Below are 22,090 nucleotides of genomic sequence, written 5' to 3'. Positions count from 1 at the left end.
TGCGCTGCTCGGGTAAAGGGAGGACAACCCGTGCGAAGGAGTGAAGCTCCCCAACGACGCTGAGGGTGGGGACCATATGTGGTTCCTCACCAAGGAGGAGTACAACGCCCTAGGCGCGGCCATGGATCCCTACTTCCGGCCGTTCTCGGGTTCCTCGTGGACACCGGTCTGCGCTTCGGAGAGAGTCAGTCTAGCCGCGGGTCAGTTCACGGACACACCTACCACCTGCCCGATTCTGTCGGTGCCCGGGAGCACCATGGACCTATGACGGCTCCAACTGTTGAGGCGCCGATCCATGAACTGATGGATCTCGCCTGGAATGTTGACTATGACCTGCTTGAGCAGCGGGGCCTGCTCGGTGACGGGCTGTTCGTCGAGGAGTGCACCGGGATCCATTCCTGGGTGGAAGACGATACCCGCTACACGGTGGTCCACTCCAGGGAGACCGCCGTCCTGTTCGTGGACACCCGGCCAGTGGACGCCATCGTCTTCCATCACGACCTCCTCGGCGCCGACGACCCAAAATCATTCGTCCGGCTTCAGACGTAGGCTCTGGACCTCCGAGGCGGAAAAGAAAGGGTGCCGCACCCCCGATCAACGGGGCGCGGCACCTTTTTCGTTCCATCACCAGGAGTGGGCTACGTCCACGATCAGCCGGGAACCGGATCCTGGCCCGTCCAAAGTGAAGACCCGGAAGGGCAGCCGGGCACGGACGCCCAAGCCGATGCTGGTGGAACCTTCGAAGCTATTCGCATAGACCACTTGCCGGAATGTCTTGTAGCCGGCCACGTTGGACAGCTCAGCCTTCGCTGCCGGGTTGTAGGTGACGTTGCCGTTCTGGTCGTAGGAGGGTGCGTTCACGACGACCTGCAGGCGTGCGTTGCCGTAGACCGGAATCGTGAAGCCGGTGCCGTCCTGGATGATCTCCGGGACGTACCGGACCGTGTAGCCCCTCGCGGGGCCGTTGAGGTCAACCACCATCCGGTCGAAGCAGGGTTGCTGCCCTGTCCGGACGTTGGTGACGGAGGCGGAGCTCATCTCGGGCGCGGATTTGGCCAGAGATCCCCATGCGAGCCCGCAATAGGTTGCTGCCGAGGCTGGCCCCGGCGTCACGATGCCCAGCCCAACGGCCGCCAAGAGCGCGGTGAGCCAGAGGAGGAGTTTTCTCATTGGGGTGCCATCCAGGTAGGTGGAGCGGTTGGATAGCTTAAGATTAGGGAGGGCAAAGCCCCGAAACGAGAGTTGTTGCCGCTTCGCGGCGGAACCGTAAAGAACACCTGATCCGTGTCACACGCCAATAAATCCCGGGGCCGTTTGTCGCCTGTCTTAATAGTTTCGGTGCCGTTTTTTGCACCCAGCCGTAATGCTGGTAACAGCTCCGGGACAGGACAAAATCCGTCAGCAGCGTGATTCCCGGGCCCGAGTGGGTAACTTGTACATACTCGCGGTTGAGCAGTCAGCCGGCACGGCACTCCCTAGAGAGTCACCGACCATGGCATCCGACGCTGATACCTCCCGTCAAGACACAACACTCGGCCTCACACCTGCCGGCAGGATCTTCAAATCCTTTCGGCGCTGGCCGGCCGTGCCTATATCGGACCTCCTCTGGCTAAGGCACGTACTTGACCGCCGTGTCGAGGCGGATAGGGCAACCGCGGTGCAGGAGCTCCTTCGTCTTGTGGACGCGGAGCTCATCCGCCGCTCTGCCTTGCCTGGCGGCATCATCCCTTCCGCGCCACAGCCCAGCTGTGAGGAGCCCTGTCCGGAAGCGGGCTAGGACCACCTGCTGCCCCAAGGATGTGGGGGCAGGTGCTGGCGGCCCCTCCCAGGGAGGGCCGCCGCCGTGGGCCGGTGCCAGAGCTTGGGGGACCGGCCCACGGTCGTCATCCACCAGGACACGCTCCTGCAGGCCGGACCGACCTCATCACTGGGGCGCCGCAGTGTGCCGCCTGGGCAGCAGGAGCTGGTCACTTGGCTGCCTGTCCGACCGGTCCAGGATCCATGCGCTGTCCGGGGTTGTCCGCGGCTTTGTTCGCCGCAGCTTCCTTATCAAGAGGGCGAAAGGCAGCAGCACCAGCTGCAGGACCCCGGCCGCTATCAGTAGCAGCACAAAGAGGATTAGGTACGGCAGGTAGGTGAGAAAGATGCCGAAAAGCGTGGCAAAGTATCCCATGCTGAATCCGAAGATCGTTTCGGCATTCAACGATTGCTCCCAAAGTTATCCGGAGTGGTGGGTGGTGCCGCTGCCTCGAGCCCGCCGGAGGCTAACCCTCCGGGCGCGTGCAGCAGCGCGGTTTCGGTGAATACCGGCCCGCCATGGCCTCACATGGTGGCCAACCCCTCCCGGGGCCGAGGCAACCAGCGTTGACCCGCTTCGTTTGCGTCGGAGATGGAGGACGACAATGGCGGTCAGGCCGATCCAGGCAAATGCCGCACCGATGACAAGGAGCACTGCTGGAAGCGTGTCCACTGCGACACTTCTCCTAGAACTGAAGGGTTCGGCGGCTGGCCCGTAAGGCACGGGGCATAAATGGTGAGGGCAATAGCCCAGGCTGAACCGCGGAGTTCAGAGGTGTGCAGGGGAGGCCCGCGTCTGCTCTTGAAGGGCAGAATTATGCGGGGAGCTGGGGGAATCGGGGGCGGTCACAGCGGTCTCCGGATGAGATGATGCGGGGCCTGCTGCTTGACTTAGTTGAGGTATATCGCGGGGCGCAGCGGGAGTCAATAGCGCCGGCCAACGCCCCTGCACCAGCTCACGGAAAAGGGGCGGCCGGTGGCCTAAGGGGCGCGCACGAGCGTGACAGCGACCAGCCGGAATGGTTGACGGGTCGTTGATACAGGAGCCGCGGGCCAGCCAGTATCCGCGCTCTCGCGCGGACCTTTTCGTTGACGGGATTTTACCGGTTGTCGTTTTCAGAAGTTATCTGCACTGGCACCCGCCGACTCTATTGTCGGCATTCTTTTCTAGCTCAACCGCCGACTGACCTGCGGTTCGATTTTTAGTCCGACTAGGATCGGGGCAAAACGAACCTGGGGGATAGTCAATGGAACCGATCGTGGTTGAGGGCGGCAAGGGCACCGTGACACTCGAAAATGACGAAGTCATTCATCTTCTCTGGAAGCCCAAAGTCCGAATCGAGGCCGCCGACGCCCGAGCAGCAATGGCAGCCGTATACACCATTGCGCAAGAATCGGAATTCCCAATGCTGGTGGACATGACCACCACCGAATGCCTCAGTCGCCAGGCGCGTTCCGTTTTCACCATTCCATGCGCCGCCTCGCGCTAGCCTTGCTGGGCACCAGCCCAGTGGACCGGATACTCGCCAACTGGTCCCTCAGCGTGCGAAACCTTCCCTGCCCGGCACGCTTTTTCACTTCCAAGACCGAGGCCATGAAATGGCTGCTCGCTTAGACGTGGTGCGCCAGCGCGGCGAATGCCACTCCTGTTCAAAATCCACGCCATCGATTTCGCTCGAAACCTTGGGGTTTCAAGAGACTGGGGTAATGGGACAGGCATCGATGCCGGCCCTTCCTCACGCCACGCGCAGGCCTGTAAACAGGCGCCAAGTCACGCACTGAGAACCCGAAAGCGCATGTCTGTCAATTGTCCGCTCGTACCTGCGTGAGTGCGATATAGGGTCACTCGCGGCCGAGGAGGCGCACCGAACAGCGGCACGCCTCCGCCGAGGATGACGGGGACGACTTGGACGATGATTTCGTCCAGCCAGCCGCGCTCGAGGATCTGCCTCGCTAGGTTGCCTCCAAAGACCCCGACGTCCTTGCTGCCCGCGAGTTCCTTGGCACGAGCTAGTCCCGTTTCGAGGTCGGCGGCCGTTTCAAGTCGCAGCTCGGGGACGATCTCGTGGGGGCGGTGGGTGACCACGACCACCGAACCGGACCAGTCGCCTCCGTAGACACCTGCTACGGCGCCGCCTTCATCAGAGCTTGCGAGGTCATACCAGCCACGCCCGGCCAGGACGGCGCCGGTGGCTCCGGCGACTGTGGCGGCCAGGTCATTCGCGGTGCTGTATTCAGAGCCGCCGGTCCAGGACATGTCGTGCTCCGGGCCAGCGATGAAGCCGTCCACGGACATCGCCACGTGCAGGATGATCATCGTCGTCGGTTCTCCTGCAGCAATGATTGGGAAATCAGGTGGTACGAGAATGGCGTAATAATAATCGGGGAGTCTACATCTGTCCTTCCGGTTGTGCAGATGACTTCCGACATTCTGTGCAGCCGTCTTCTAAAACTGACGCCGGTGCCCGGCGACAGGCGGCTAAGGGACACGCCCAGGCTCCACAAGACTGTCAGGGCCCGGAAGCACCATGGAGCTATGACGGCTCCAACGGTTGAGGCGGCGATCCACGAACTGATGGATCTCGCCTGGAATGTTGTCTACGACCTGCTCGAGGAGCGGGGCCTGCTCGGGGACGGGTTGTTCGTCAAGGAGTACACCGGGATCCATTCCTGGGTGGAAGAAGTGACCCGGTACACGGTGGTTCACTCCCGGACGGTCGCGGTCCTGTTCGTGGATACCCGGTTCGTGGACGCCATCGTCTTCCATCACGACCTCCTAGGCGCTGACGATCCGAAGAGCTTCTTCAGGCTTACGCAGCAGCAGCAGGCCCAGCCAGCTGGAACCTGCCGTCACTCGCCCAAGTCGAAGTCCAGGTCTAGGTCTTCGAGGGAGTGGAGCTCCCGCCACGTTTCCGTCACCCGGGCCCTGGGCAGGGCTGCCGCGATGGGCATCCTATCCACGGCCACGAGCTGGTCCAGATCCAATCCGGTGAGGGCCGCGATGTCGCGGACAGGGACCTGGAAGGTGCGGAACGGCCCCAGCGGGGGAGCGTCATCGGTGACGCCGGGGCGGAGGATCTCCGGCAGGTCATCGAGCTGGGGTGTCTGATCCACGACGTAGCCGGTGGTAGCCAGTTCACCCTCGTGGAGGAAGGCGGCGACCTTGAAGAAGCGCAGCGGGATGTCCACGCCTCGGTAGACCGGGTCGTTCTCGCTGAAAACGGGCCCGGTGAACACCACGACCCGCCGGCTGTGATCCGCGGCGTGCTCCTGCAGGTACGACTCCAGCCCCAGCCAGAGTTCCATGCCCTGGTTGAACTTGGCCGCCTGCGGGGCCGCATTCGTGTAGTAGAAGGTGTCCTCATTCGCCTGGGCGGCCTCGGCCCGGGTATCGCCCCACACCGCGGAGGCACGGCGGACCAGGTGTCCGCGGTCCAGGTCGTTGCGGGCGTACACGCGTTCGCCGGTTTGCTGGTCTTCCGGCAGACGCGGGTCCAGCCGCCACGGGATGCCGGACCGGTCCAGATCCATCAGCTTCGTTCCGTCCATGGCCAGGGCCGTCACCGCGGCCAGCCGCTTGTCCGGGCGCATGAGGACCGAGAAGTGCGTGTAGGGGAGCAGGACAGTCTTCACGCCGGGCAGTGCGGGGATCGGGACCGGGACTCCGAGGAAATCAGCGTCATACCCGGCCCGGCCGGCCAGGCTCCGGGCGGTGGCGGCTGCCGTCTGGTCCGTCATCAGTTGATCCATGTCCGGACCCTACCAGCCGCACATGACGGTGGGCTGAACACGGCGATAAGTAATGACCGCCATGGCCAAGATGCTGTGCCGGTAGGAGCTGGTCTGCCATATTGGTGCCAGAACATTCCCAAACCGAAAGGGCTGACAGATGGGCGCATGGGGCTATGCCGTTCGAGAATGACGACGCGCTGGACTGAGCTTCCTGCTCGGCCAGGAGCTTCTGCACGCGCAACTCCAGACGGCTCGGAGGCCGCGGAGGCGCGGGCGGGCGGAGCCTGACACGGTGCCAGTCCAGCGTCTCGATGTCGGGGTCCGACCGCAGGGCGTCGATCAGTTCCTTGCTGCCAAAAACCCTTGTGCCCATCAGGTCATAGTCAGTCCACAGCACCCAGGCCCTGTCTTCAGGCCACCACAGCTCCGGACTGAACTCCTGGACCCCGGTTGCCAGCATGGAGGTCAACATGGTCGTGAAATCGAAGGTGAAGGTTCGCATGGCCTCAACATCGAAGATGCTGGTGATGGGCGAAAACCTGCCACGCATGCGGGTCGAGCCGGTGTGCGCTGCGAGGATCGGAACGATCGCCTCCAGGTCAGCTTTACCCAGGGAGCCTTCCGTTGGCCAGAGCGAGTCGTCGGGGTGGATGCCCGGGTGCATGACCACGTAGTCGGCATCGCTTTCGTTCAGCAGCGCTGACCAGCAGTAGGCCGGTGGGATCTCCAGGCCACTGTCCCCGGCGGGGCCCTGCAAAGGGACACCCTTGCGGGAGGCGGTCTCAGCCCAGGTGATCCTCTGCCAGCCCTCAGGAGCGTGCGCGCCGAAACCGAAGCCGGGCACCTCGTCCACATCATCGGGTTCAGGCTCCGCGGGGACATCAGCCGGCCGAAAGAACTGGGCATGGAGGACCCAGGTGCTGTGCCTGAAGCCATTCGGGAGCGGACCGTTGACCGGATCGTCAAGGAATCCGTTGCCCAGCCAGTCGAGCTCCGGACCGGCCAATCCTTCCCAGGTCCACCCTTCGGGCAGTGTCCGCAGCTCTTCTGATTCCCCCATGGGACGAGCGTACCGTCATGGTGAGCGAAGCGAGGGCACGAAAAAGGTGCCCCCGTTCACTGAGCGCACCCTTTTCGATTACCCCTCGCAGTCAAATCCCCATCCGACAGCGCCAATAATAAGCATACTTAGCAATGGGTTGGCAAGCCCATGCGTATTTGCAGCGGAGCCGTCGCCAATATGTAATCGTCATCGGTTGAGTCCCTGAGTCGGACAGCGTGGCCAGGTCGGAGGACACAAAGGCCTGGACGGCCAGATCTTTGCCCGCGTCGCCGGTTTGCCCCCCGACTGACCTCGGCACTACTTCACGGGTCAGCTGCGGCGCAGCGGCCCACCCCCTCCTGGGCGCGGACGATCCGAAGAGCTTCTGGGCCCCGGGTAGCGTCTCCGCTCCGGTATGGGGCCCGTGCCGTCGTGATGGACTTGAGCTGGGTCCGCGGCAAATTGAAACATTCAGTTCAGGAAAGCGGGGCGCAGATGGGGGGATCCAGCCATTTACTATCCGTCGGGCAGAGCCGAAAATTGGTCCCAGATCACGACCTCCATACGGGGAAGTGGCAGCGCCGGCCGGTTGCCGCCGCCGGCTGATTAGGGAGTTCCCATGTCGATCCTGCGAATGACACCCGAATCCGAAGCCACAGGCCTGGTTGCTGAAATCTACGAAGACGACCGACGCTCGCTGGGATATGTGCCCAGCTACACGAAGGCGCTGAGCTTAAACCCGGAGGCATACCTTGCATGCCAAGCGCTCCTCAAAGCCATCAGCAAACCACTCGGGCCACGACTCTACGAACTGGTAACGCTGGCCGCCTCCCAAGCCATCGGCTCGACACACTGCAGGCTGGCCCACGGCGAAAAGTCGCTCGGCATCTTCAAAGAAGAACAACTGCTAGCCATCGCAAGAGACTTCCACGATGCCGGTCTGTCCGAGGCCGAAGTAGCGATGATGGATTACGCCATGAGGGTCTGCACGGATGCGGCCGCCATGACCGACCGTGACTCGCAGTTATTACGCGACCTGGGCTTCAGCGACCGCGAAATCGTGGACATCACGATGGCCGCCGCTGCGCGAAATTTCATCAGCCGATCGGTCCTGGCCATGGGCGTCGACCTTGAGGTTCCACCTGGCATGGGTGATGAACTGAAAGACGCCTTGCTTGGTCCGATGGCCCTCAAACCGAACGGATCCTAGACGGTTAAGCCCCGGTAAGTGCGGCAGCCCGAACACTTGGTTTAATGCTTTTCCCGCCTCCGGATATCGTCCGGCCAGGCGCCATGCATCCCCGGCTCGGGTGAGGGCCTCGGCCAGCCACAGGTCCCTGGTCCTGGATGCAGGGTGCTCCTCCAACAGTGTCACGGCGTCCACCAAATGGCGCACGGCCATACCGTGGTCGGTGCTTGTAGATGCAATGGCAGACCGTGCCAGCAGCCCTTCCACTCGAATCGGAGCATCAGCAAGAGCCTTATTGCGGGCACGCATGACGCCCTCGACGAGTTCGGCGAATCGGTCAGCTGCGCCGTCGTCGCCGCGTTTTCCACATAGCCGGTTGTCGCCCTGTTTTCCCGGGCGCGCCTGTCCCTAGCGTGGGGGTATGTCACGCCGGAATGCAGGAGAAGCAGGTGAACAGGCGCGCCAGGCCAGGTCCCGGTTGCAGGCTACCCTGGGTGACAATTCCCGCGGGGTGTTGCTGGGGGACGACGGCGGTCCTCCTTTTGAGTATCGGGGCCCCGGCGTGGCTGGCGGAGAAAAGCGCGGCCTTTTGGAATCGTCACCGACTTTCGATGACGGACTCCGTTACACCAAGTACGGCGCTCTCTACGCAGTGACGGAGTTCCACGAGGGGAACACCCGGTCCAACGAGGGCGACGATGGAAGAAAAGCGCACGATGAGCGTCCTGTTCGGATGGCCAAACAAGCCGCCGACAAGACTTTCGCCTACCTTGCCTGAAACCTTCGCCGGTCTTGTCCGGCGTCGTCTATCTTGCCTGTAAGGGGTGATTATCAAATGGTTGAAAACTCAGAAGTACTGGAATGGGTTTCCCCTCGCAGACAGCGGGAAATCGACAACCAAGTTGCGTTCCTGCGCTACCAGCTCGAATGTGAAGATACTCCGGCTGAAGGGGGTGAGAAGTGATGAACGACTACGTTCCTCGGCCCCATGAAGCCTACGACCCGCATTGGGTCATCAAGCGCGACCTCTCGAACATCATCGAGAAGTTGCGGGCTAAAGAACAGACCGATGAAATCCGGGTATCTTTGGCGATCTACGAAGAAATCCTCGCCCGCTATAACGCGGACCAACCGCGAAAGCTCGCTTGAGCTAAGCCCCTATTGCATTTGCAGTAGGAGTTTCACCATATGTAAGTTGAAGGCGTAAAGAGATTTTCTTCACGCGGTTACAGCCCGAATCTGCCTTGCAATAAGTGGCTTGATTACATCCGGCTCCAATACGTGGTGCCAATGGAGAGCTACGGTGACCTGCGGGGCCACCACATAGTTGTTTGAACGGGTCTGCCTAATCCAAGTTCTCCTGCTCACCCAGCACGCTGCCATCGCTTCAGCTGGCGTTACCGATGATCTCCCGGCCGCCCATGGAGCCGAGCCGGACGTAGCCGTTCAGGGTGACGTACTGCATGCTGCACGCATCACCGCCGCCTGTGCCGGTGACCGCGATCTGGATGGACGAGGCGGTATCGGTGACTCGGACTGTGTTCGGTGACTGCAGGCAGCGGTGGACGCCGAAAGGTATGTCCGGTTCTTTTGGCGGTCGACCCGGACCAACTGCCAGGGCACGGTCGGAGCGGCGTCTGTTGTGCGGTCAATTGGGAGTTCGCCGTACTGCGGCGAGACTGTCCCGATGGGCAGTACGGGCTGTCCGGGTGGCGGAGTGGAACCTAGCGGAGGGTCTGCCTGCCATGCACAGGATGTCAAAGCAGCTACCAGCACCACCATGCAGAAGGTGGCAGTTCTGGGCCTAAAGCGGCGCAGGACGTCGGTATCCGTAGTCATCGTTCACCTACCATGAAGACGACCGGGGGAGTGCTGATCGGCCCGGGGCAGGGGTTGAAGGGGTCCTCCCTGCTCCATTCCAGGTCGTTTTCCTGCTCAGCCAGCACCGCGCCATCTCCGGCCAGGGCACGCAGGGTGATAAGGGTTGGTACCGGGCCGAGAATGAAGGTGAACCGCCAGGTGTCTCCCTCCTTGCTGCCGATGTACAGGGTGTCGGGGTAAATCGGCGCCGGGACACTTGGCCCGGGTGCTGGAGAGAAGCCTCCGTTTGGCAGCTGTACCCCGTGATCGGTGACGGAAACGGACGGGGCAGGGGCCGCCGTCGGCGCTGGCGCCGAGCAGCCTTCATCGGTGCACAGTTGGACTTCCTCCACCGCTGCCGTATCGCCCTCAACTATCACTTCGAGGCCGCTGACGTAGCCGATGGCCGGACACGCTGTGCTGCAGCCCGCGGACGGCAGCGTGGCTGCGACCAGAGCAGCGATTCCCAGGATCCCCCGACCCGTCTTCATGGCTAGAGTCTAGGCCCGGCAGGAGCGGTCTGGTCATACTCCGCGAATAAGCGCGGTCGGGGCAGTCTCCCATCACTGCCCGATAGTCTTGGTTGACCACGCCTGGTGCGTGACCTGGGAGCAGCGGGCAGGGTCGTAATGAGCTGGCAGAACTGGCCCGCGACCTAAGGAAGCTCATGAACGCGTATAACCTCCCAGTCCCAGGCGACCTCCAGTGGTAGGCAAAACAACCCCATCCAGGCCGCGCCGGAACAGGGTGCGGCACCCCCGGTTCGCTGCGGGGGATCGGGTCAGCTTTGCCGAAGGCGGCCTCACCGGTACAGGGATCGTGGACGCCGCATCCAGGGACTACTCGATCATTTGGATCTGGACCGACGGCGGCTTGGGCCGGCGGATGTTCTTCCAGGGTTGTGGCAGCATCATCTCGTCCTTAGAGGACCAGCCGGAGTAAGGCCATTGGTGCCGGGAGCTCGTGGCCATCCCAAACCGCCGTCCCGAGCCCACCGCTGCGGCTATCCATCCTTGCCCGATCCCTACCACTGGGCTGTCGAGATCGCAGGCCATGGCGCTGCGCCCCGGTCTCCGGTGGCCGCGACGATGACCGCGACCACCGAAGTCCGCCCGGGCCCTGGCCAGGGCCTTGAAGCGCGTCCCAGCGCGCGGCCGCATCCGGACAGCGCAGTCCGACCGGCTACTCTGCTGGAATGGGACCCTGGCACCAGAACCGGCTGACAACGAGACAGGCTGAACTCGTGGAAGCCTGGCTGCCAGGCGTTCGTCTCCTGAATGATTTTTCCTGGAATCTCGTTGACACTGCGGTACTTGAAGTGGGGCATGGACAGCATAGATACGTCGTCAAAGCGGGGAACCGAGGCCGAATTTGAGACGGAGACGTACCTACAAGCGGGGTGCCTATTACGCGAATTTCACGAACAAGCCAGACGTACCGACCCTTACTATGAGGCTGCAGCGACTGCGAAAGCGCTGGCTTGGCTGGACACACCGCACCGCATTGAAGAATCTGCCGCCGAAAAAGCCAGGGCCGTTTTCCGCACCTATCAGCCGGAACCGGTGGTGATCGTGCCGACCCACGGTGACTGGCAGCCACGCAACTGGCTCATGGACGGGACCGAGCTCAGGATCATCGACTTTGGCCGCTACGGGTACAGGCCGGCCACCAGCGACTTCTGCCGCCTTGCCGTGCAGCAATGGAGGAACGCTCCTCAACTGTAGTCCGCCTTTTTCGAGGGGTACGGTTCAGATCGGAGAGACAGCAAACTCTGGAAGGTCCTCCTGCTGCGCGAGGCGGTCTCCACCGCGGCCTGGGCCTACCAGGTTGGCGACGATGAGTTCGAGGAACAGGGCCACCAGATGCTGCGTGACGCCTTGGCAAACTTCTGAATCACCCCTTGATGCAGAAGGTTGCGACGGCGGTGGGTTGTCAGTATTTGCGTCCTTTCCACATAGCCGGTTGCGGCACTGTTGCCCGGGTGCGGCCTGTCCCTAGCGTGGGGGTATGTCACGCCGAAATGCTGGAGCAGCAGGTGAACAGGCGCGCAACGCCAGGTCCCGGTTGCAGGCTGCCTTGGGTGAGAATTCCCGCGGGCTGTTGCTAGGCGACGACGGCGGGCCCTCTTTTGAGTATCGGGGCCCTGGAACTGATGGCGAAGAAAAACCTGGCCGTACCCTTCCCGGTGACGAAATTGCCGCTACGGAGTCCTTCGACGTCGGCCCCGCCATCCGTTGGCGCCTCAGCTTCCGGCTTGGCGTGCTCCTGGGCATCCTTGCAGTCGCTGCCGGCGCCTGGTTCTGGTGGCAGGCGGCCTCCGGACGGCCGGAGATCCTGCCACTGAGCGGAGTAAGCCCCGGAACCACCGCCCCAGCGGCCGAAGATGGTGCCCCCGGAGAGGACAGCGGCGGCGGCAGCCGAGCCGGTCCGGAGTCCGACCCGCAGGAAAGCGCCCCAACAGGGACAGTGGTGGTTCATGTTGCCGGTTCCGTGCTTATGCCCGGAGTGGTCCAACTGCCCGGTGGCAGCCGGGTGCACGAGGCCATTGCCGCCGCCGGCGGGGCAGCTCCCGGCGCTGACCTGAACCGCCTCAACCTCGCCCTGGTTGTTGAGGACGGGCAAAAGATCCACGTCCCGCAGCAGGGCGAAGCGTTGCCGGCCGGCTCGGAGGATTCAGGAGCCCCGGCCGTCGGCGATCCGGGGGACGCGAACGCCGGAGGGGCGGCAGGATCGAAGATCAACCTGAATACGGCCGGGGTGGAGGAACTGGATGGATTGCCCAAGGTCGGCCCCGTGCTGGCACAGCGAATTGTGGACTGGCGCAAGGAGCATGGCCCGTTCAAGGCGGTCGAGGACCTTGACGCCATTGACGGTGTTGGCCCGAAGATGCTTGAAGCATTGCTGCCGCTGGTGACCATATGAGACGAAGACTACGCATCACGATGACGATGATCCTCGGGCGGCGCCATGGATAACCGGCCATCGAAAACCCGGGCGAGCCCTTGGAGCCGCTATGTGGAGTCGGCGGTCCGCGTGCATGCGCTCGGCCGGCATGAGGCGCAGCAGGCAGGAGCGGCGGATGGGCCGCGGTCTGCGGCCGGGACCAGCACCCGTGATGGCCCGCCGGCCGACCTGCGACGGAGGGTGCTCCGTTCTGCCCATGGGCCCGGGAGAAGCTTCCAAAAGTTCTACGGAGCGCAGTCAGCGCGGTTCCGTGACAGCAACAGGAAAGCCCGGCAGGAGGCAGACGCCGACAGTAGCGGAACCCCGCGCCGGCGCACCGACGTCCGGCTGGCGTTGCCGGCGGTGCTTGTCTGGGCTGCCTCCGTCGCCGGGCTCTGGCTGCACCCCTTGGCTCTGGGCGGCGTCTGCTGCGCACTCCTCGTCCTGGCCGCGCTGCTGCTGCACCGCACCTTCAAAGCTCGTACCTCGCGCATAGCCCGGCGAAGTCACGGAATACCGGCCCGGCGCAGTTTCCTCACCACCACGGCTGTTGCCTTCCTCTTGGCAGCGACGGCGGCAGCGCACTCGGCGGTGGCCGCCACCCAGCGCCACGACGGTCCCCTCGCGGCCGCCGTCTCCTCCGGGAAGTCAGTAGTAGCGGTCCTTGAAGTGGCAGGAACCCCGCGTGCCCTGACTGCACCTAACCAGGCTGGCCCGCCCGCGCGCTGGTCCGTACCTGTCTGGACCCGCGATGTCAGTACCGGCGGTGTTGTGCTTCGGACGCGGGCACAACTGGTGGTGATGGGCGGTGGCGGTTGGGGCACTGTGGTGCCCGGCGAGATGGTCCGCGCAACGGGAAAGCTCCGCCCCGCTGATCCCGGAAAGGAGGAGGCCGGTATCCTCACGGCGTCCTCCGGCCCAGGGCAGCCCTTTGCCTCTCCCATCATGCAGGGAGCAGCAAAGGAACTGCGGGAACGTTTTGTTTCGGCGGCCTCTTTCCTCGCCCCGGATCCCCGCGGCCTGCTTCCCGGAATGGTTACCGGGGACACCAGCGCCTTGGACGAGGGCCTGAATTCCGCCATGAAAAGCGTTGGCATGACCCATCTGACTGCCGTCAGCGGTGCCAACTGCAGCCTTGTCCTGGGCGCCCTGCTGCTGCTGGCCCGGAGATTCCGCTTACCCCGGTTGCCGGCCGCCGGGCTTGCTGTGGCAGGCCTTGGGCTGTTCGTCCTGCTCGTCGGACCCGACGCGAGCGTGCTGCGGGCAGCCCTGATGGGAGCCGTGGCAGTGGCGGCCCTGGCTGCCGGCCGGTCCGGACGAGGCCTGAGCTTCCTGTGCCTCGCCGTGATCGGTCTTCTGCTGGTGGACCCGGGGCTGGGATCAAGTTTCGGGTTCCTTCTGTCGGTCCTGGCCACACTGGGGATCATCATCCTGGGTCAGCGCATGATGGCATGGACCCCTTCGTACGTCCCGCGCTGGGCAGCGGCCGCTGTGGCTGTTCCCTTGTCCGCGCAGCTGCTCTGCGGACCGGTGATTGTTGTGCTGCAGCCCCAGTTTTCAACCTACTCCCTGCTGGCCAACGTCGTAGCATCCCCACTGGTGGCGCCTGTAACCCTGCTGGGAACGGCTGCTGTGCCCCTGGTAGTCCTGGCACCGTGGGCGGCCACTGTCCTGATCGCGGTGGCCGGCACCTTCAGCGCCGGTGTGGCCGGGACGGCCCGATTCACCTCGCAGCTTCCCGGCGCAGCCCTTCCCTGGCCCGAGGGTGTGCCCGGGTTGCTGACCATGGTGTTCCTGTCCGTGCTGACGTTCCTGGCCGTCTGGGCCGCGGTCCGCCCGCGCCGGCTCGTCCGGTTTGTTATGGCCTCGCACAGGTGCACCGTCTCCCTGATTGAAGTGCTGGAACGGTACGCTGCCGGAAGGCTAAAGAGCTACGGCCGCAAGCCGCGGCGCATGCCTGCCCGGCGCTTCCCTGCCCTGCGCGTGCTGCCGAAGCGTGGCTCGGGCTTGGAGGGGGCCGCAGGACGTGGCAGGCTGGGATACTCCACAAAACTTTCCGGAAGGAAGCCCTGATGGCCGCTGCGCAGAAACGTGCAACCCGTTCGCCGGCGTCGAACGGCCCCACTTGGCGGGACGTAACCCCCGCCGCAGTCGTCCTGGTCACCGGGCCTGAGGAGTACCTCGGCATCAGGGCCGTGGACCGGGTCCGGGCACAGGTACGGGCAGCCGCCCCGGACGTTGAGTTCAGCCGTATCAACGCCGCAGCCTACGAGGCCGGGACCCTGCTCATGCAAGTCAGCCCGTCCCTGTTCGGCGAAAGCAAGCTCATCGAAGTTGAGGCCGTCGAATCGATGAACGACGCCTTCCTGGCCGACGCGCTTGCCTACCTCGGCCACCCCGAGTCCGACGCCGTCCTGGTGCTGCGGCATGGCGGGGGAGTCCGGGGGAAGAAGTTGCTCGACGGGATCAAGAAGGCCGGCTGGCCGGTGGTGGACTGCCAGCCCCTCAAAAAGGACGCGGACAAGATGGCTTTTGTCACCGCCGAGTTCAAAGGCGCCGGGCGGAGGATCGAGCAGGACGCCGTGCAGGCTCTCGTCAACGCGGTGGGAGCGAACCTTTCGGAACTGGCGGCAGCATGCAGCCAGTTGATCGCTGATGCCGGCACCACGGTGACCACTGACATTGTGGACCGCTATTACGGCGGACGGATCGAGGCCACGGCGTTTAAGGTGGCCGACGCTGCCATGGCAGGAAACGGTCCGCTGGCGCTGTCCACTCTCCGCCATGCCCTTGCCACGGGGGCAGACCCTGTCCCCCTTGTCGCCGCGCTGGCAGCAAAGTTGCGGACCGTGGCGCGCGTGGCCGGCGCTTCGGGTTCCTCGGCCCAGATAGCCGCCGAGCTCGGGATGCAGCCCTGGCTGGTGGAACAGGCCCAGAGGGACGTCCGGCGCTGGACGCCGGAAGGACTGGTCCGCTCCATCCAGGCCACCGCCGAAGCCGACGCCCAGGTCAAAGGCCTCTCCCGCGATCCCGTCTACGCGGTTGAACATGCCGTCACGGTGATTGCCATGTCCGTCCAGGGCAGGTAGGCCAGCACCACGTCACACCGAGCGCCGGGAAAAGCGAGAACGTAGTTGGTTAAAACAGCGCAGGAACTTAAAGATGTGTGGCCGGTACCAAAGCGGTACCGGCCACAACCATCAGTTCAAGCGAACTGGAAACCTTACAGTGCGTTGACCTTCTTGGAGATCGCCGACTTGCGGTTTGCTGCGTTGTTCTTGTGCAGAACACCCTTGCTGACAGCCTTGTCCAGCTTGCGGCTGGCAGCAACCAGGGCAGCAGCAGCTGCATCCTTGTCCGTGGACTCAACGGCGGTGTTGACGGCGCGGATGGCCGTCTTCAGCTCGGACTTGACTGCGTTGTTGCGCAGGCGTGCCTTCTCGTTGGTGAGGATGCGCTTCTTCTGGGACTTGATATTCGCCACGTGTGAACTCTCTTTTTAATGCGGAAATGGTCTAGAGGGCTTTCAGATTGGCCATTGACTGAGCGGCGTGGGGATACCTATGGCGGCCAACCATCAGTGGCCGTCGACCTGCACGGACACACAGCTATAAAGAATAGCAGGTCAGGCGCAGGACTGGCCATTTGGGAACTTACCTCCAGCCGTGTCGCCGGCGGAGCCCTTCGGCCACCTTCTCAAAGCGGGCACGCTCCAGCACGGCGCCTTCCCGCCGGATGCTGTCCGGCCGGAGCTGGACAATGCGGTCCAGCCGGGCCTCGCTGGGCCTGCCCTGGCGGTCCCAGCCGCCGGCGCCGATGTCCACATATCCTGCTGATGCTCCCGAGTCGGGGACCCGGTCTTTGCTGGTGAGCATCAGCCCAAGGAGATATCCGCCGCTGCGGCCCACCAGCAGCACCGGGCGGTCTTTGCCGCGCGTGTGGTCCTCCTCGTAAGGCACCCACGCCCACACCACCTCGCCCGGATCCGGGTCGCCGTCCGGCTGCGGCGCGTAACTGATGGTGAACCGGCCTTCAAAGTCGCCGGGGTAATTGCCGTTGCCAGGAGCGGCAGGCGAGGGTGCGATGCGAGCCGTCCCGGCTTTACCGGCCGGGGCGCCGCGGCCCGCCTTCTGCAGCACGCGGAGGCCTGCTTTGAGTGCGTTTGCCAGCGAACGGAAATTGATAGCCATCAGGCAACCCTAACTCCGGCCCGGGTCGCAGGCCTGGAACGTCAAAGGGGCCCGCAATGCAGTGCCACAGGCCCGGACGTGGGACACTTGAATTTCCAGATGTGCGGAGTGTCCGCAGGGTGCCCTCCGTGCGCCTTGGCGGCGACCGCGTGAATGCCAACAGTAAGGACCCTGCGTGTCTCCCATGGCCCGCACCGCCCCGGTGCCCGCCGCGACAGATCCGGCCATCATTCGGAACTTCTGCATCATCGCGCACATTGACCACGGCAAGTCCACCCTGGCTGACCGCATGCTGCAGTTCACCGGCGTCGTTCAGTCCCGCGACATGAAGGCTCAGTACCTGGACCGCATGGACATCGAACGTGAGCGCGGCATCACCATCAAGTCCCAGGCTGTCCGTATGCCGTGGGAACTCGACGGCACCAGTTACGCGCTGAACATGATCGACACTCCGGGCCACGTGGACTTCACCTATGAGGTCTCCCGCTCGCTTGCAGCCTGCGAAGGAGCGATCCTCCTGGTCGACGCAGCACAGGGCATTGAGGCCCAGACCCTCGCCAACCTGTACCTGGCGATGGAAAACAACCTCACCATCATCCCGGTCCTCAACAAGATCGACCTCCCGGCGGCCCAGCCCGAAAAGTACGCGGCGGAGCTGGCAAGCCTGATCGGCGGGGACCCGGAGGATGTCCTTCGCGTCTCGGGAAAGACCGGCATGGGCGTCGAAGCACTGCTGGACAAGATCGTTCGCGACCTTCCGGCCCCGGAAGGCGATGCAAACGCCCCCGCCCGTGCCATGATCTTTGACTCCGTCTACGACACCTACCGCGGCGTGGTCACCTACGTTCGTGTGGTGGACGGCATGCTGCACCCCCGCGAACGCATCCAGATGATGTCCACCCGGGCCACCCATGAACTCCTCGAGATCGGGGTGAGCTCCCCGGAGCCCACCCCGTCCAAGGGATTGGGCGTCGGCGAAGTGGGCTACCTCATCACCGGCGTAAAGGACGTCCGCCTGTCCAAGGTTGGCGACACCGTGACAAACCTCGCCAAGCCGGCCGCCGATTCGCTCCCCGGCTACGCCGATGCAAAGCCGATGGTCTTCTCCGGCCTGTATCCCTTGGACGGAACGGACTACCCGGTGCTCCGCGATGCCCTGGAGAAGCTGATGCTCAACGATGCCGCATTGGTCTACGAGCCGGAGACCTCCGCAGCGCTTGGCTTCGGCTTCCGCGTTGGCTTCCTGGGTCTGCTCCACCTGGAAATCACCCGCGAGCGGCTGGAACGTGAATACAACCTGGACCTGATCTCCACGGCGCCCAACGTCGAATACGAGGTGACGCTGGAGGACAAGAAGGTGGTCCACGTGACCAACCCCAGCGAATACCCCTCCGGCAAGATCTCCGAGGTCCGCGAGCCAATGGTGTCCGCCACCATCCTGGCCCCGAACGAATTTGTCGGCGCCATCATGGAACTGTGCCAGAGCCGGCGCGGCGTTATGGGCGGCATGGACTACCTGTCCGAGGACAGGGTGGAAATCCGCTACCGACTGCCGCTGGCCGAGATCGTGTTCGACTTCTTCGACATCCTCAAGTCCAAGACCCGCGGCTACGGTTCCCTGGACTGGAAGGCCGACGGCGACCAGGTGGCCGACCTGGTGAAGGTGGACATCATGCTCCAGGGTGAGCAGGTGGATGCCTTCTCCGCCATCACCCACCGTGACAAGGCCTACGCCTACGGCGTCATGATGACCACCAAGCTGCGCGAGCTCATCCCCCGCCAGCAGTTCGAGGTGCCCATCCAGGCGGCTATCGGCTCCCGGATCATCGCCCGCGAAAGCATCCGCGCCATCCGCAAGGACGTGCTGGCCAAGTGCTACGGCGGTGACATCTCGCGTAAGCGCAAACTGCTGGAAAAGCAGAAGGAAGGCAAGAAGCGCATGAAGATGGTGGGCCGGGTTGAGGTCCCCCAGGAAGCGTTCATCGCCGCCCTCACCACAGACGAGTCCAAGGACAAGGCCAAGAAGTAGTGAACACAGCGTCCGGCAACACCGGAGGCCCCTGCGATGCCTAGCACCCTTCCCCTCGGCGACCCGGCGCCGTCGGACGGTCTGCTGCCCGCCCAGGCAGTGGACGGTTCGGCGGACCGGGCGTTTGGGCTGTACGTCCACATCCCGTTTTGTGCAGTGCGCTGCGGCTACTGTGATTTCAACACCTACACTGCCACGGAGCTCGGCGGCGGCGCCTCCCAGGACGCCTACGCCGGCACGGCCGCTTCAGAGGTGTCGATAGCGGCCAAGGTCCTCACGGACTCCGGCCTTCCCCCGCGCAGGCTGAGCACCGTGTTTTTCGGCGGGGGCACGCCTACATTGCTTCCCGCAGACGACCTTGCCCTGATTCTCCGGCGGGCCATCGACCAGTGGGGCATCGAAGACGGTGCTGAAGTCACCACGGAGGCGAACCCCGATTCGGTCACGCCCGAATCCCTTGCCACCTTGAAGGACGCAGGGTTCACCCGGATCTCCTTCGGCATGCAGTCTGCCGTTCCGCATGTGCTCAAGGTACTTGACCGCACGCACACGCCCAGCCGGGTTCCGCAGGTGGTGCAATGGGCACGCGAGGCCGGCCTCGCAGTCAGCCTCGACCTGATCTTCGGGACACCGGGGGAGTCCCTCGCAGACTGGCGATACTCGCTGGAGACCGCCTTGTCCTACGAACCTGACCACATCAGCGCCTACGCGCTGATCGTGGAGGACGGTACCAAGCTCGCCGCTCAGATCCGCCGGGGTGAAGTCCCCGGAATTGACGACGACGACCACGCCGACAAGTATGAACTCGCCGACCAGCTGATCACCGAAGCCGGCCTCGGCTGGTACGAGGTCAGCAACTGGGCCCGCACGCCGGACCAGGCCTGCCGCCACAACCTCGCCTACTGGCGCGGCGATGACTGGTGGGGAATCGGGCCGGGCGCGCATTCACATGTGGGCGGGGTCCGTTGGTGGAACGTCAAACACCCCACTGCCTATGCCGGCCGTTTAGCGCAGGGCCTTTCGCCGGCTGCCGGCAGGGAGACGCTGGACCTGGAAACCCGGAACGTGGAGCGGGTGATGCTCGAAGCGCGCCTGCAGTCCGGTCTTGAGGTTTCTTCCCTTGGTGCTGACGGCCGGCACGAGGTCGCAGGCCTGATTGCCGACGGCCTGGTGGAGCCTGCCCAAGCCTTCCGGGGACGGCTTGTCCTCACCCTCAAAGGCAGGCTGCTGGCGGATGCGGTGGTCCGCCGCGTACTCCCAGCCTGATTATTCGCCGCCGAGGGTGGTGGTGGTCCTGGTGGGGCTGTCCCAGAGACGGGCTCCGGTGCACTCTCCCTGCGTCAGCACGCCCAGGACATTTATGGCGGTTCCGAGCAGGTGGCCTGGAATCCGGCGCGCGAGGGTGACATGCGGTGTCCACGCATCCGGCAGGGTATTGGCAAAAGCCTCCGTGCACCGCTGATGCAGCCGCGCGTGCATCTGCAGCAAACCCGCCGCCGGCACCACCAGGCGCGCCAGCACGTACTTGCCGGAACCGGCAGGAAAAACCACCAAACCGGAAAACCGGACGTCAATCGGCAGGCCGCTCCACAGATCCTCCGCCGCGGACCCGAGGTCCAGGTTGTCGCCTGCCGCCAGGGTGATGTGTGGCCTGTTGCTCGGTGAGGTATGCGTGGCCAGGCTCGGCAGGCCGGCTTCAAGAAGGCGGGCCCAATCCGTCCTGATTGAAGAATCGGTGGGTTCCCCGAAGGTCAACTCGACGCTGCGCATGCACCCATCATGCCGGACGCTGATGGACGGTTTGCAGGGGAGCGGAGTCTGCCTGCGCTACTTGATCCAGCGCAGGTTGTACGGGTAGCGGTGCGGCTGGCCCTTGTTGACGTGGATGCCGGCGGCCACCGAGAAGCATGTGAGGGCGATCCAGATCAGTGTTGCGACGACGGCAAAGATGTTGCCGACCACCGGCACGAAGACAAGGATGTTGGCAACCACTGCCGCGATGGTGGGCGGCAGGCTGAAGTTCAGCGCCTCCTTGGACTCCTGGGCGGTAAACGGGCCCCGGTCACGGAAGATCAGGTAGATCAGCAGGGAAGGAACGCAACCCAAAATGCCGCCGAAATGCGCCAGGGTGGCCCACTGCCGGTCCTCGCTGGCCGTCAGGGGCAGCGCATTTGCCGGAACGCCGTGGTACTCCGAACGGCCCTGGCCGCCCTGGCTGTCCCTGTGCTCACGTGCGTTTTCTGCCACAGTCTGTTCCTTCGAAAGTGCAATGGTGCTGACTAAGAATGCCATGTCTACTGTTGCCGGTGCTGCGATCCGCAGACACTGCAGTATCAAGAATACTGGGTGCAGCGGTGATGCCTGTCCCAACACGGGGCAGGAACAGGCGCGCGGCAATGAGGTTTGACGGGGCTTCAGGGAACCGTGAGGAAATCGATGACTTCCTCCACCCTTCCCAGCAGCGACGCTTCCAGGTCCGCGTAGCTGCGGACGGCGCCCAACAGCTTCTGCCACCCCAGACCGATGTCCTCTTTGGTTTCGTGGGGCCAGCCGAAGGCTGCAAGGATGCCTGTTTTCCAGTCCTGCCCGCGCGGCACCACGGGCCACTTCTCGATCCCCAGGACAGCCGGGCGGATGGCCTGCCAGACGTCAACGTAGGGGTGTCCCACAATCAGCACATTCCCCGCGGCACCGGGAGATGCCATCACGGCATCGGCAATGCGGGACTCTTTCGAATCGGGCACCAGGTGGTCCACCAGCACGCCCAGGCGCCTGCCGGGCCCCGGCTTGAAGTCGGCCACAGCGGCCGCGAGGTCATCAATGCCGTGCAGCGGCTCGACGACGATGCCCTCCACCCGAAGGTCATCTCCCCACACCTTCTCCACGAGTTCGGCGTCGTGCTTTCCTTCGACCCAGATGCGGCTCGCCTTGGCAACCTGGGCTCTCTGGCCTGCCACGCGGACAGAACCCGAGGCCGTCCTGCCGGCGGCTGTCGCCGTGCCTGCGGTCGGCCGCGGAGCGGGCGGCATCAGTCGGATCGCCTGGCCTTCCAGGAGGAACCCGAAGCCCAGCCGGAAGGAGCGGGACTTTCCGTTGCGGTCCTCCAGTGCCACCACATGCATTCCGCCTGATTTCTCCACCCGGGTCACTGCGCCAACCCAGCCGGACTGCACGTCCTCCAGCACCATGCCCCGTTCTACGGGCACTTCGGGCAATTGCGTCTTGGCGGGCGCGGAAAGGTCCTGGGCTCCCCAGTTCTGGTAATGCATCGAATCACTCCGCCTCGCGCTAGATCACGGCCGGGAATT

The 22,090-nt window shown here is 64.0% G+C and carries 25 protein-coding genes; 13 read left to right on the top strand and 12 right to left on the bottom strand.

The genetic code is table 11. The annotated features are described in order from the left end of the window. Nucleotides 1-264 precede the first annotated feature (264 nt). On the top strand, nt 265-549 hold the full coding sequence (locus tag AC5RUQ_RS16515) for a hypothetical protein (protein WP_493948407.1): 285 nt from the start codon (nt 265-267) through the stop codon (nt 547-549). A 75-nt stretch (nt 550-624) separates the two neighbouring features. On the opposite strand, the gene AC5RUQ_RS16510 is transcribed toward AC5RUQ_RS16515, so the two are convergent. Together AC5RUQ_RS16510 and AC5RUQ_RS16505 are read right to left on the bottom strand one after the other, a co-directional pair. Continuing rightward, nucleotides 625-1,170: an AMIN-like domain-containing (lipo)protein gene (locus AC5RUQ_RS16510; RefSeq protein ID WP_493948406.1), complete on the bottom strand. Its 546-nt coding sequence runs from the start codon at nt 1,168-1,170 to the stop codon at nt 625-627. 754 nt (nt 1,171-1,924) lie between these two features. Beyond that, on the bottom strand, nt 1,925-2,203 hold the full coding sequence (locus AC5RUQ_RS16505; protein WP_493948405.1) for a hypothetical protein: 279 nt from the start codon (nt 2,201-2,203) through the stop codon (nt 1,925-1,927). Between the two features lie 841 nt (nt 2,204-3,044). On the opposite strand from AC5RUQ_RS16505, the gene AC5RUQ_RS16500 reads away from it, so the two are divergent. After that, nucleotides 3,045-3,287 (top strand): DUF7793 family protein, encoded by a 243-nt coding sequence (locus AC5RUQ_RS16500; RefSeq protein WP_493948404.1) that lies wholly within the window; start codon nt 3,045-3,047, stop codon nt 3,285-3,287. Beyond that, nucleotides 3,230-3,412 carry a DUF7793 family protein gene (locus AC5RUQ_RS16495; RefSeq protein WP_493948403.1) on the top strand — a complete coding sequence of 61 codons (183 nt, stop codon included), beginning with the start codon at nt 3,230-3,232 and terminating at the stop codon, nt 3,410-3,412. The genes AC5RUQ_RS16500 and AC5RUQ_RS16495 overlap by 58 nt, the downstream gene beginning before the upstream one ends. 156 nt (nt 3,413-3,568) lie before the next feature. Here the strand turns inward: AC5RUQ_RS16495 and AC5RUQ_RS16490 are convergent, their stop codons facing one another. The 4 genes from AC5RUQ_RS16490 to AC5RUQ_RS16475 all read right to left on the bottom strand — a co-directional run bounded on the left by AC5RUQ_RS16490 (nt 3,569) and on the right by AC5RUQ_RS16475 (nt 6,589). Further along, entirely contained in the window at nt 3,569-4,114 is a 546-nt protein-coding gene (locus AC5RUQ_RS16490) for a dihydrofolate reductase family protein (protein WP_493948402.1), read from the bottom strand. 162 nt (nt 4,115-4,276) lie between these two features. Further along, nucleotides 4,277-4,564 carry a hypothetical protein gene (locus AC5RUQ_RS16485; protein WP_493948401.1) on the bottom strand — a complete coding sequence of 96 codons (288 nt, stop codon included), beginning with the start codon at nt 4,562-4,564 and terminating at the stop codon, nt 4,277-4,279. An 83-nt stretch (nt 4,565-4,647) separates the two neighbouring features. After that, a complete protein-coding gene (locus AC5RUQ_RS16480) occupies nt 4,648-5,535 on the bottom strand; it encodes a DNA/RNA non-specific endonuclease (RefSeq protein WP_493948400.1) in 888 nt (295 codons plus the stop codon). Then, nucleotides 5,477-6,589 (bottom strand): hypothetical protein, encoded by a 1,113-nt coding sequence (locus AC5RUQ_RS16475; RefSeq protein WP_493948399.1) that lies wholly within the window; start codon nt 6,587-6,589, stop codon nt 5,477-5,479. The genes AC5RUQ_RS16480 and AC5RUQ_RS16475 overlap by 59 nt, the downstream gene beginning before the upstream one ends. Before the next feature lie 601 nt (nt 6,590-7,190). Between AC5RUQ_RS16475 and AC5RUQ_RS16470 the strand changes: the two genes are divergently transcribed. From AC5RUQ_RS16470 to AC5RUQ_RS16460, 3 genes are all read left to right on the top strand, one after another. After that, nucleotides 7,191-7,781 (top strand): carboxymuconolactone decarboxylase family protein, encoded by a 591-nt coding sequence (locus AC5RUQ_RS16470; RefSeq protein ID WP_493948398.1) that lies wholly within the window; start codon nt 7,191-7,193, stop codon nt 7,779-7,781. Nucleotides 7,782-8,181: 400 nt separating this feature from the next. Beyond that, nucleotides 8,182-8,538: a hypothetical protein gene (locus AC5RUQ_RS16465; protein ID WP_493948397.1), complete on the top strand. Its 357-nt coding sequence runs from the start codon at nt 8,182-8,184 to the stop codon at nt 8,536-8,538. Between the two features lie 182 nt (nt 8,539-8,720). Then, nucleotides 8,721-8,909, top strand: coding sequence for a hypothetical protein (locus AC5RUQ_RS16460; protein WP_163163857.1), 189 nt, complete (start codon nt 8,721-8,723; stop codon nt 8,907-8,909). 686 nt (nt 8,910-9,595) lie between these two features. Here AC5RUQ_RS16460 and AC5RUQ_RS16455 read toward each other — a convergent pair. Next, entirely contained in the window at nt 9,596-10,111 is a 516-nt protein-coding gene (locus AC5RUQ_RS16455; protein WP_493948396.1) for a hypothetical protein, read from the bottom strand. 214 nt (nt 10,112-10,325) lie between these two features. On the opposite strand from AC5RUQ_RS16455, the gene AC5RUQ_RS16450 reads away from it, so the two are divergent. The 5 genes from AC5RUQ_RS16450 to holA all read left to right on the top strand — a co-directional run bounded on the left by AC5RUQ_RS16450 (nt 10,326) and on the right by holA (nt 15,652). Beyond that, nucleotides 10,326-10,562 (top strand): hypothetical protein, encoded by a 237-nt coding sequence (locus AC5RUQ_RS16450; RefSeq protein ID WP_493948395.1) that lies wholly within the window; start codon nt 10,326-10,328, stop codon nt 10,560-10,562. Nucleotides 10,563-10,945: 383 nt separating this feature from the next. Beyond that, a complete protein-coding gene (locus AC5RUQ_RS16445) occupies nt 10,946-11,344 on the top strand; it encodes a phosphotransferase (RefSeq protein WP_493948394.1) in 399 nt (132 codons plus the stop codon). Between the two features lie 283 nt (nt 11,345-11,627). Further along, the gene (locus AC5RUQ_RS16440; RefSeq protein ID WP_493948393.1) at nt 11,628-12,542 is read left to right on the top strand and encodes a ComEA family DNA-binding protein; all 915 of its coding nucleotides are present in this window, start codon (nt 11,628-11,630) and stop codon (nt 12,540-12,542) included. A gap of 93 nt (nt 12,543-12,635) precedes the next feature. Next, the gene (locus AC5RUQ_RS16435; RefSeq protein ID WP_493948392.1) at nt 12,636-14,636 is read left to right on the top strand and encodes a ComEC/Rec2 family competence protein; all 2,001 of its coding nucleotides are present in this window, start codon (nt 12,636-12,638) and stop codon (nt 14,634-14,636) included. Then, nucleotides 14,636-15,652: a DNA polymerase III subunit delta gene (gene holA / locus AC5RUQ_RS16430; protein ID WP_493948391.1), complete on the top strand. Its 1,017-nt coding sequence runs from the start codon at nt 14,636-14,638 to the stop codon at nt 15,650-15,652. Before AC5RUQ_RS16435 ends, holA begins: the two co-directional genes overlap by 1 nt. Nucleotides 15,653-15,786: 134 nt before the next feature. Here holA and rpsT read toward each other — a convergent pair whose 3' ends face one another. Further along, on the bottom strand, nt 15,787-16,047 hold the full coding sequence (gene rpsT / locus AC5RUQ_RS16425; protein WP_011692086.1) for a 30S ribosomal protein S20: 261 nt from the start codon (nt 16,045-16,047) through the stop codon (nt 15,787-15,789). 169 nt (nt 16,048-16,216) lie between these two features. Beyond that, nucleotides 16,217-16,753, bottom strand: coding sequence for a type II toxin-antitoxin system PemK/MazF family toxin (locus AC5RUQ_RS16420; protein WP_493948390.1), 537 nt, complete (start codon nt 16,751-16,753; stop codon nt 16,217-16,219). Between the two features lie 175 nt (nt 16,754-16,928). Here AC5RUQ_RS16420 and lepA point away from each other — a divergent pair, with 175 nt between their 5' ends. After that, on the top strand, nt 16,929-18,782 hold the full coding sequence (gene lepA / locus AC5RUQ_RS16415) for a translation elongation factor 4 (RefSeq protein WP_256249668.1): 1,854 nt from the start codon (nt 16,929-16,931) through the stop codon (nt 18,780-18,782). 36 nt (nt 18,783-18,818) lie between these two features. Next, the gene (gene hemW / locus AC5RUQ_RS16410) at nt 18,819-20,048 is read left to right on the top strand and encodes a radical SAM family heme chaperone HemW (RefSeq protein ID WP_493948389.1); all 1,230 of its coding nucleotides are present in this window, start codon (nt 18,819-18,821) and stop codon (nt 20,046-20,048) included. Here hemW and AC5RUQ_RS16405 read toward each other — a convergent pair whose 3' ends face one another. The 3 genes from AC5RUQ_RS16405 to AC5RUQ_RS16395 all read right to left on the bottom strand — a co-directional run bounded on the left by AC5RUQ_RS16405 (nt 20,049) and on the right by AC5RUQ_RS16395 (nt 22,051). Beyond that, nucleotides 20,049-20,552: a 2'-5' RNA ligase family protein gene (locus tag AC5RUQ_RS16405; protein ID WP_493948388.1), complete on the bottom strand. Its 504-nt coding sequence runs from the start codon at nt 20,550-20,552 to the stop codon at nt 20,049-20,051. A gap of 57 nt (nt 20,553-20,609) precedes the next feature. Next, nucleotides 20,610-21,029, bottom strand: coding sequence for a DUF4870 domain-containing protein (locus AC5RUQ_RS16400; RefSeq protein ID WP_493948387.1), 420 nt, complete (start codon nt 21,027-21,029; stop codon nt 20,610-20,612). Nucleotides 21,030-21,196: 167 nt separating this feature from the next. Then, nucleotides 21,197-22,051: a DUF3097 domain-containing protein gene (locus tag AC5RUQ_RS16395; protein ID WP_493948386.1), complete on the bottom strand. Its 855-nt coding sequence runs from the start codon at nt 22,049-22,051 to the stop codon at nt 21,197-21,199. Nucleotides 22,052-22,090 lie beyond the last annotated feature (39 nt).

It is taken from the genome of Arthrobacter sp. MDT2-3, assembly GCF_059090465.1.
The sequence above is the reverse complement of the archived record's forward strand: the minus strand, read 5'-3'. Positions and strand labels throughout refer to the sequence as shown.

Coding starts and splice junctions, on each gene's coding strand:
- AC5RUQ_RS16420 (WP_493948390.1), bottom strand. CDS start 16,753: ATGGCTATCAATTTCCGTTCGCTGGCAAACGCACTCAAAGCAGGCCTC.
- AC5RUQ_RS16495 (WP_493948403.1), top strand. CDS start 3,230: ATGCCTCAGTCGCCAGGCGCGTTCCGTTTTCACCATTCCATGCGCCGC.
- AC5RUQ_RS16490 (WP_493948402.1), bottom strand. CDS start 4,114: ATGATCATCCTGCACGTGGCGATGTCCGTGGACGGCTTCATCGCTGGC.
- AC5RUQ_RS16465 (WP_493948397.1), top strand. CDS start 8,182: ATGTCACGCCGGAATGCAGGAGAAGCAGGTGAACAGGCGCGCCAGGCC.
- hemW (WP_493948389.1), top strand. CDS start 18,819: ATGCCTAGCACCCTTCCCCTCGGCGACCCGGCGCCGTCGGACGGTCTG.
- AC5RUQ_RS16515 (WP_493948407.1), top strand. CDS start 265: ATGACGGCTCCAACTGTTGAGGCGCCGATCCATGAACTGATGGATCTC.
- AC5RUQ_RS16475 (WP_493948399.1), bottom strand. CDS start 6,589: ATGGGGGAATCAGAAGAGCTGCGGACACTGCCCGAAGGGTGGACCTGG.
- AC5RUQ_RS16440 (WP_493948393.1), top strand. CDS start 11,628: ATGTCACGCCGAAATGCTGGAGCAGCAGGTGAACAGGCGCGCAACGCC.
- AC5RUQ_RS16395 (WP_493948386.1), bottom strand. CDS start 22,051: ATGCATTACCAGAACTGGGGAGCCCAGGACCTTTCCGCGCCCGCCAAG.
- AC5RUQ_RS16405 (WP_493948388.1), bottom strand. CDS start 20,552: ATGCGCAGCGTCGAGTTGACCTTCGGGGAACCCACCGATTCTTCAATC.
- holA (WP_493948391.1), top strand. CDS start 14,636: ATGGCCGCTGCGCAGAAACGTGCAACCCGTTCGCCGGCGTCGAACGGC.
- AC5RUQ_RS16455 (WP_493948396.1), bottom strand. CDS start 10,111: ATGAAGACGGGTCGGGGGATCCTGGGAATCGCTGCTCTGGTCGCAGCC.
- AC5RUQ_RS16485 (WP_493948401.1), bottom strand. CDS start 4,564: ATGGAAGACGATGGCGTCCACGAACCGGGTATCCACGAACAGGACCGC.
- AC5RUQ_RS16480 (WP_493948400.1), bottom strand. CDS start 5,535: ATGACGGACCAGACGGCAGCCGCCACCGCCCGGAGCCTGGCCGGCCGG.
- AC5RUQ_RS16445 (WP_493948394.1), top strand. CDS start 10,946: ATGGACAGCATAGATACGTCGTCAAAGCGGGGAACCGAGGCCGAATTT.
- AC5RUQ_RS16470 (WP_493948398.1), top strand. CDS start 7,191: ATGTCGATCCTGCGAATGACACCCGAATCCGAAGCCACAGGCCTGGTT.
- AC5RUQ_RS16510 (WP_493948406.1), bottom strand. CDS start 1,170: ATGAGAAAACTCCTCCTCTGGCTCACCGCGCTCTTGGCGGCCGTTGGG.
- AC5RUQ_RS16500 (WP_493948404.1), top strand. CDS start 3,045: ATGGAACCGATCGTGGTTGAGGGCGGCAAGGGCACCGTGACACTCGAA.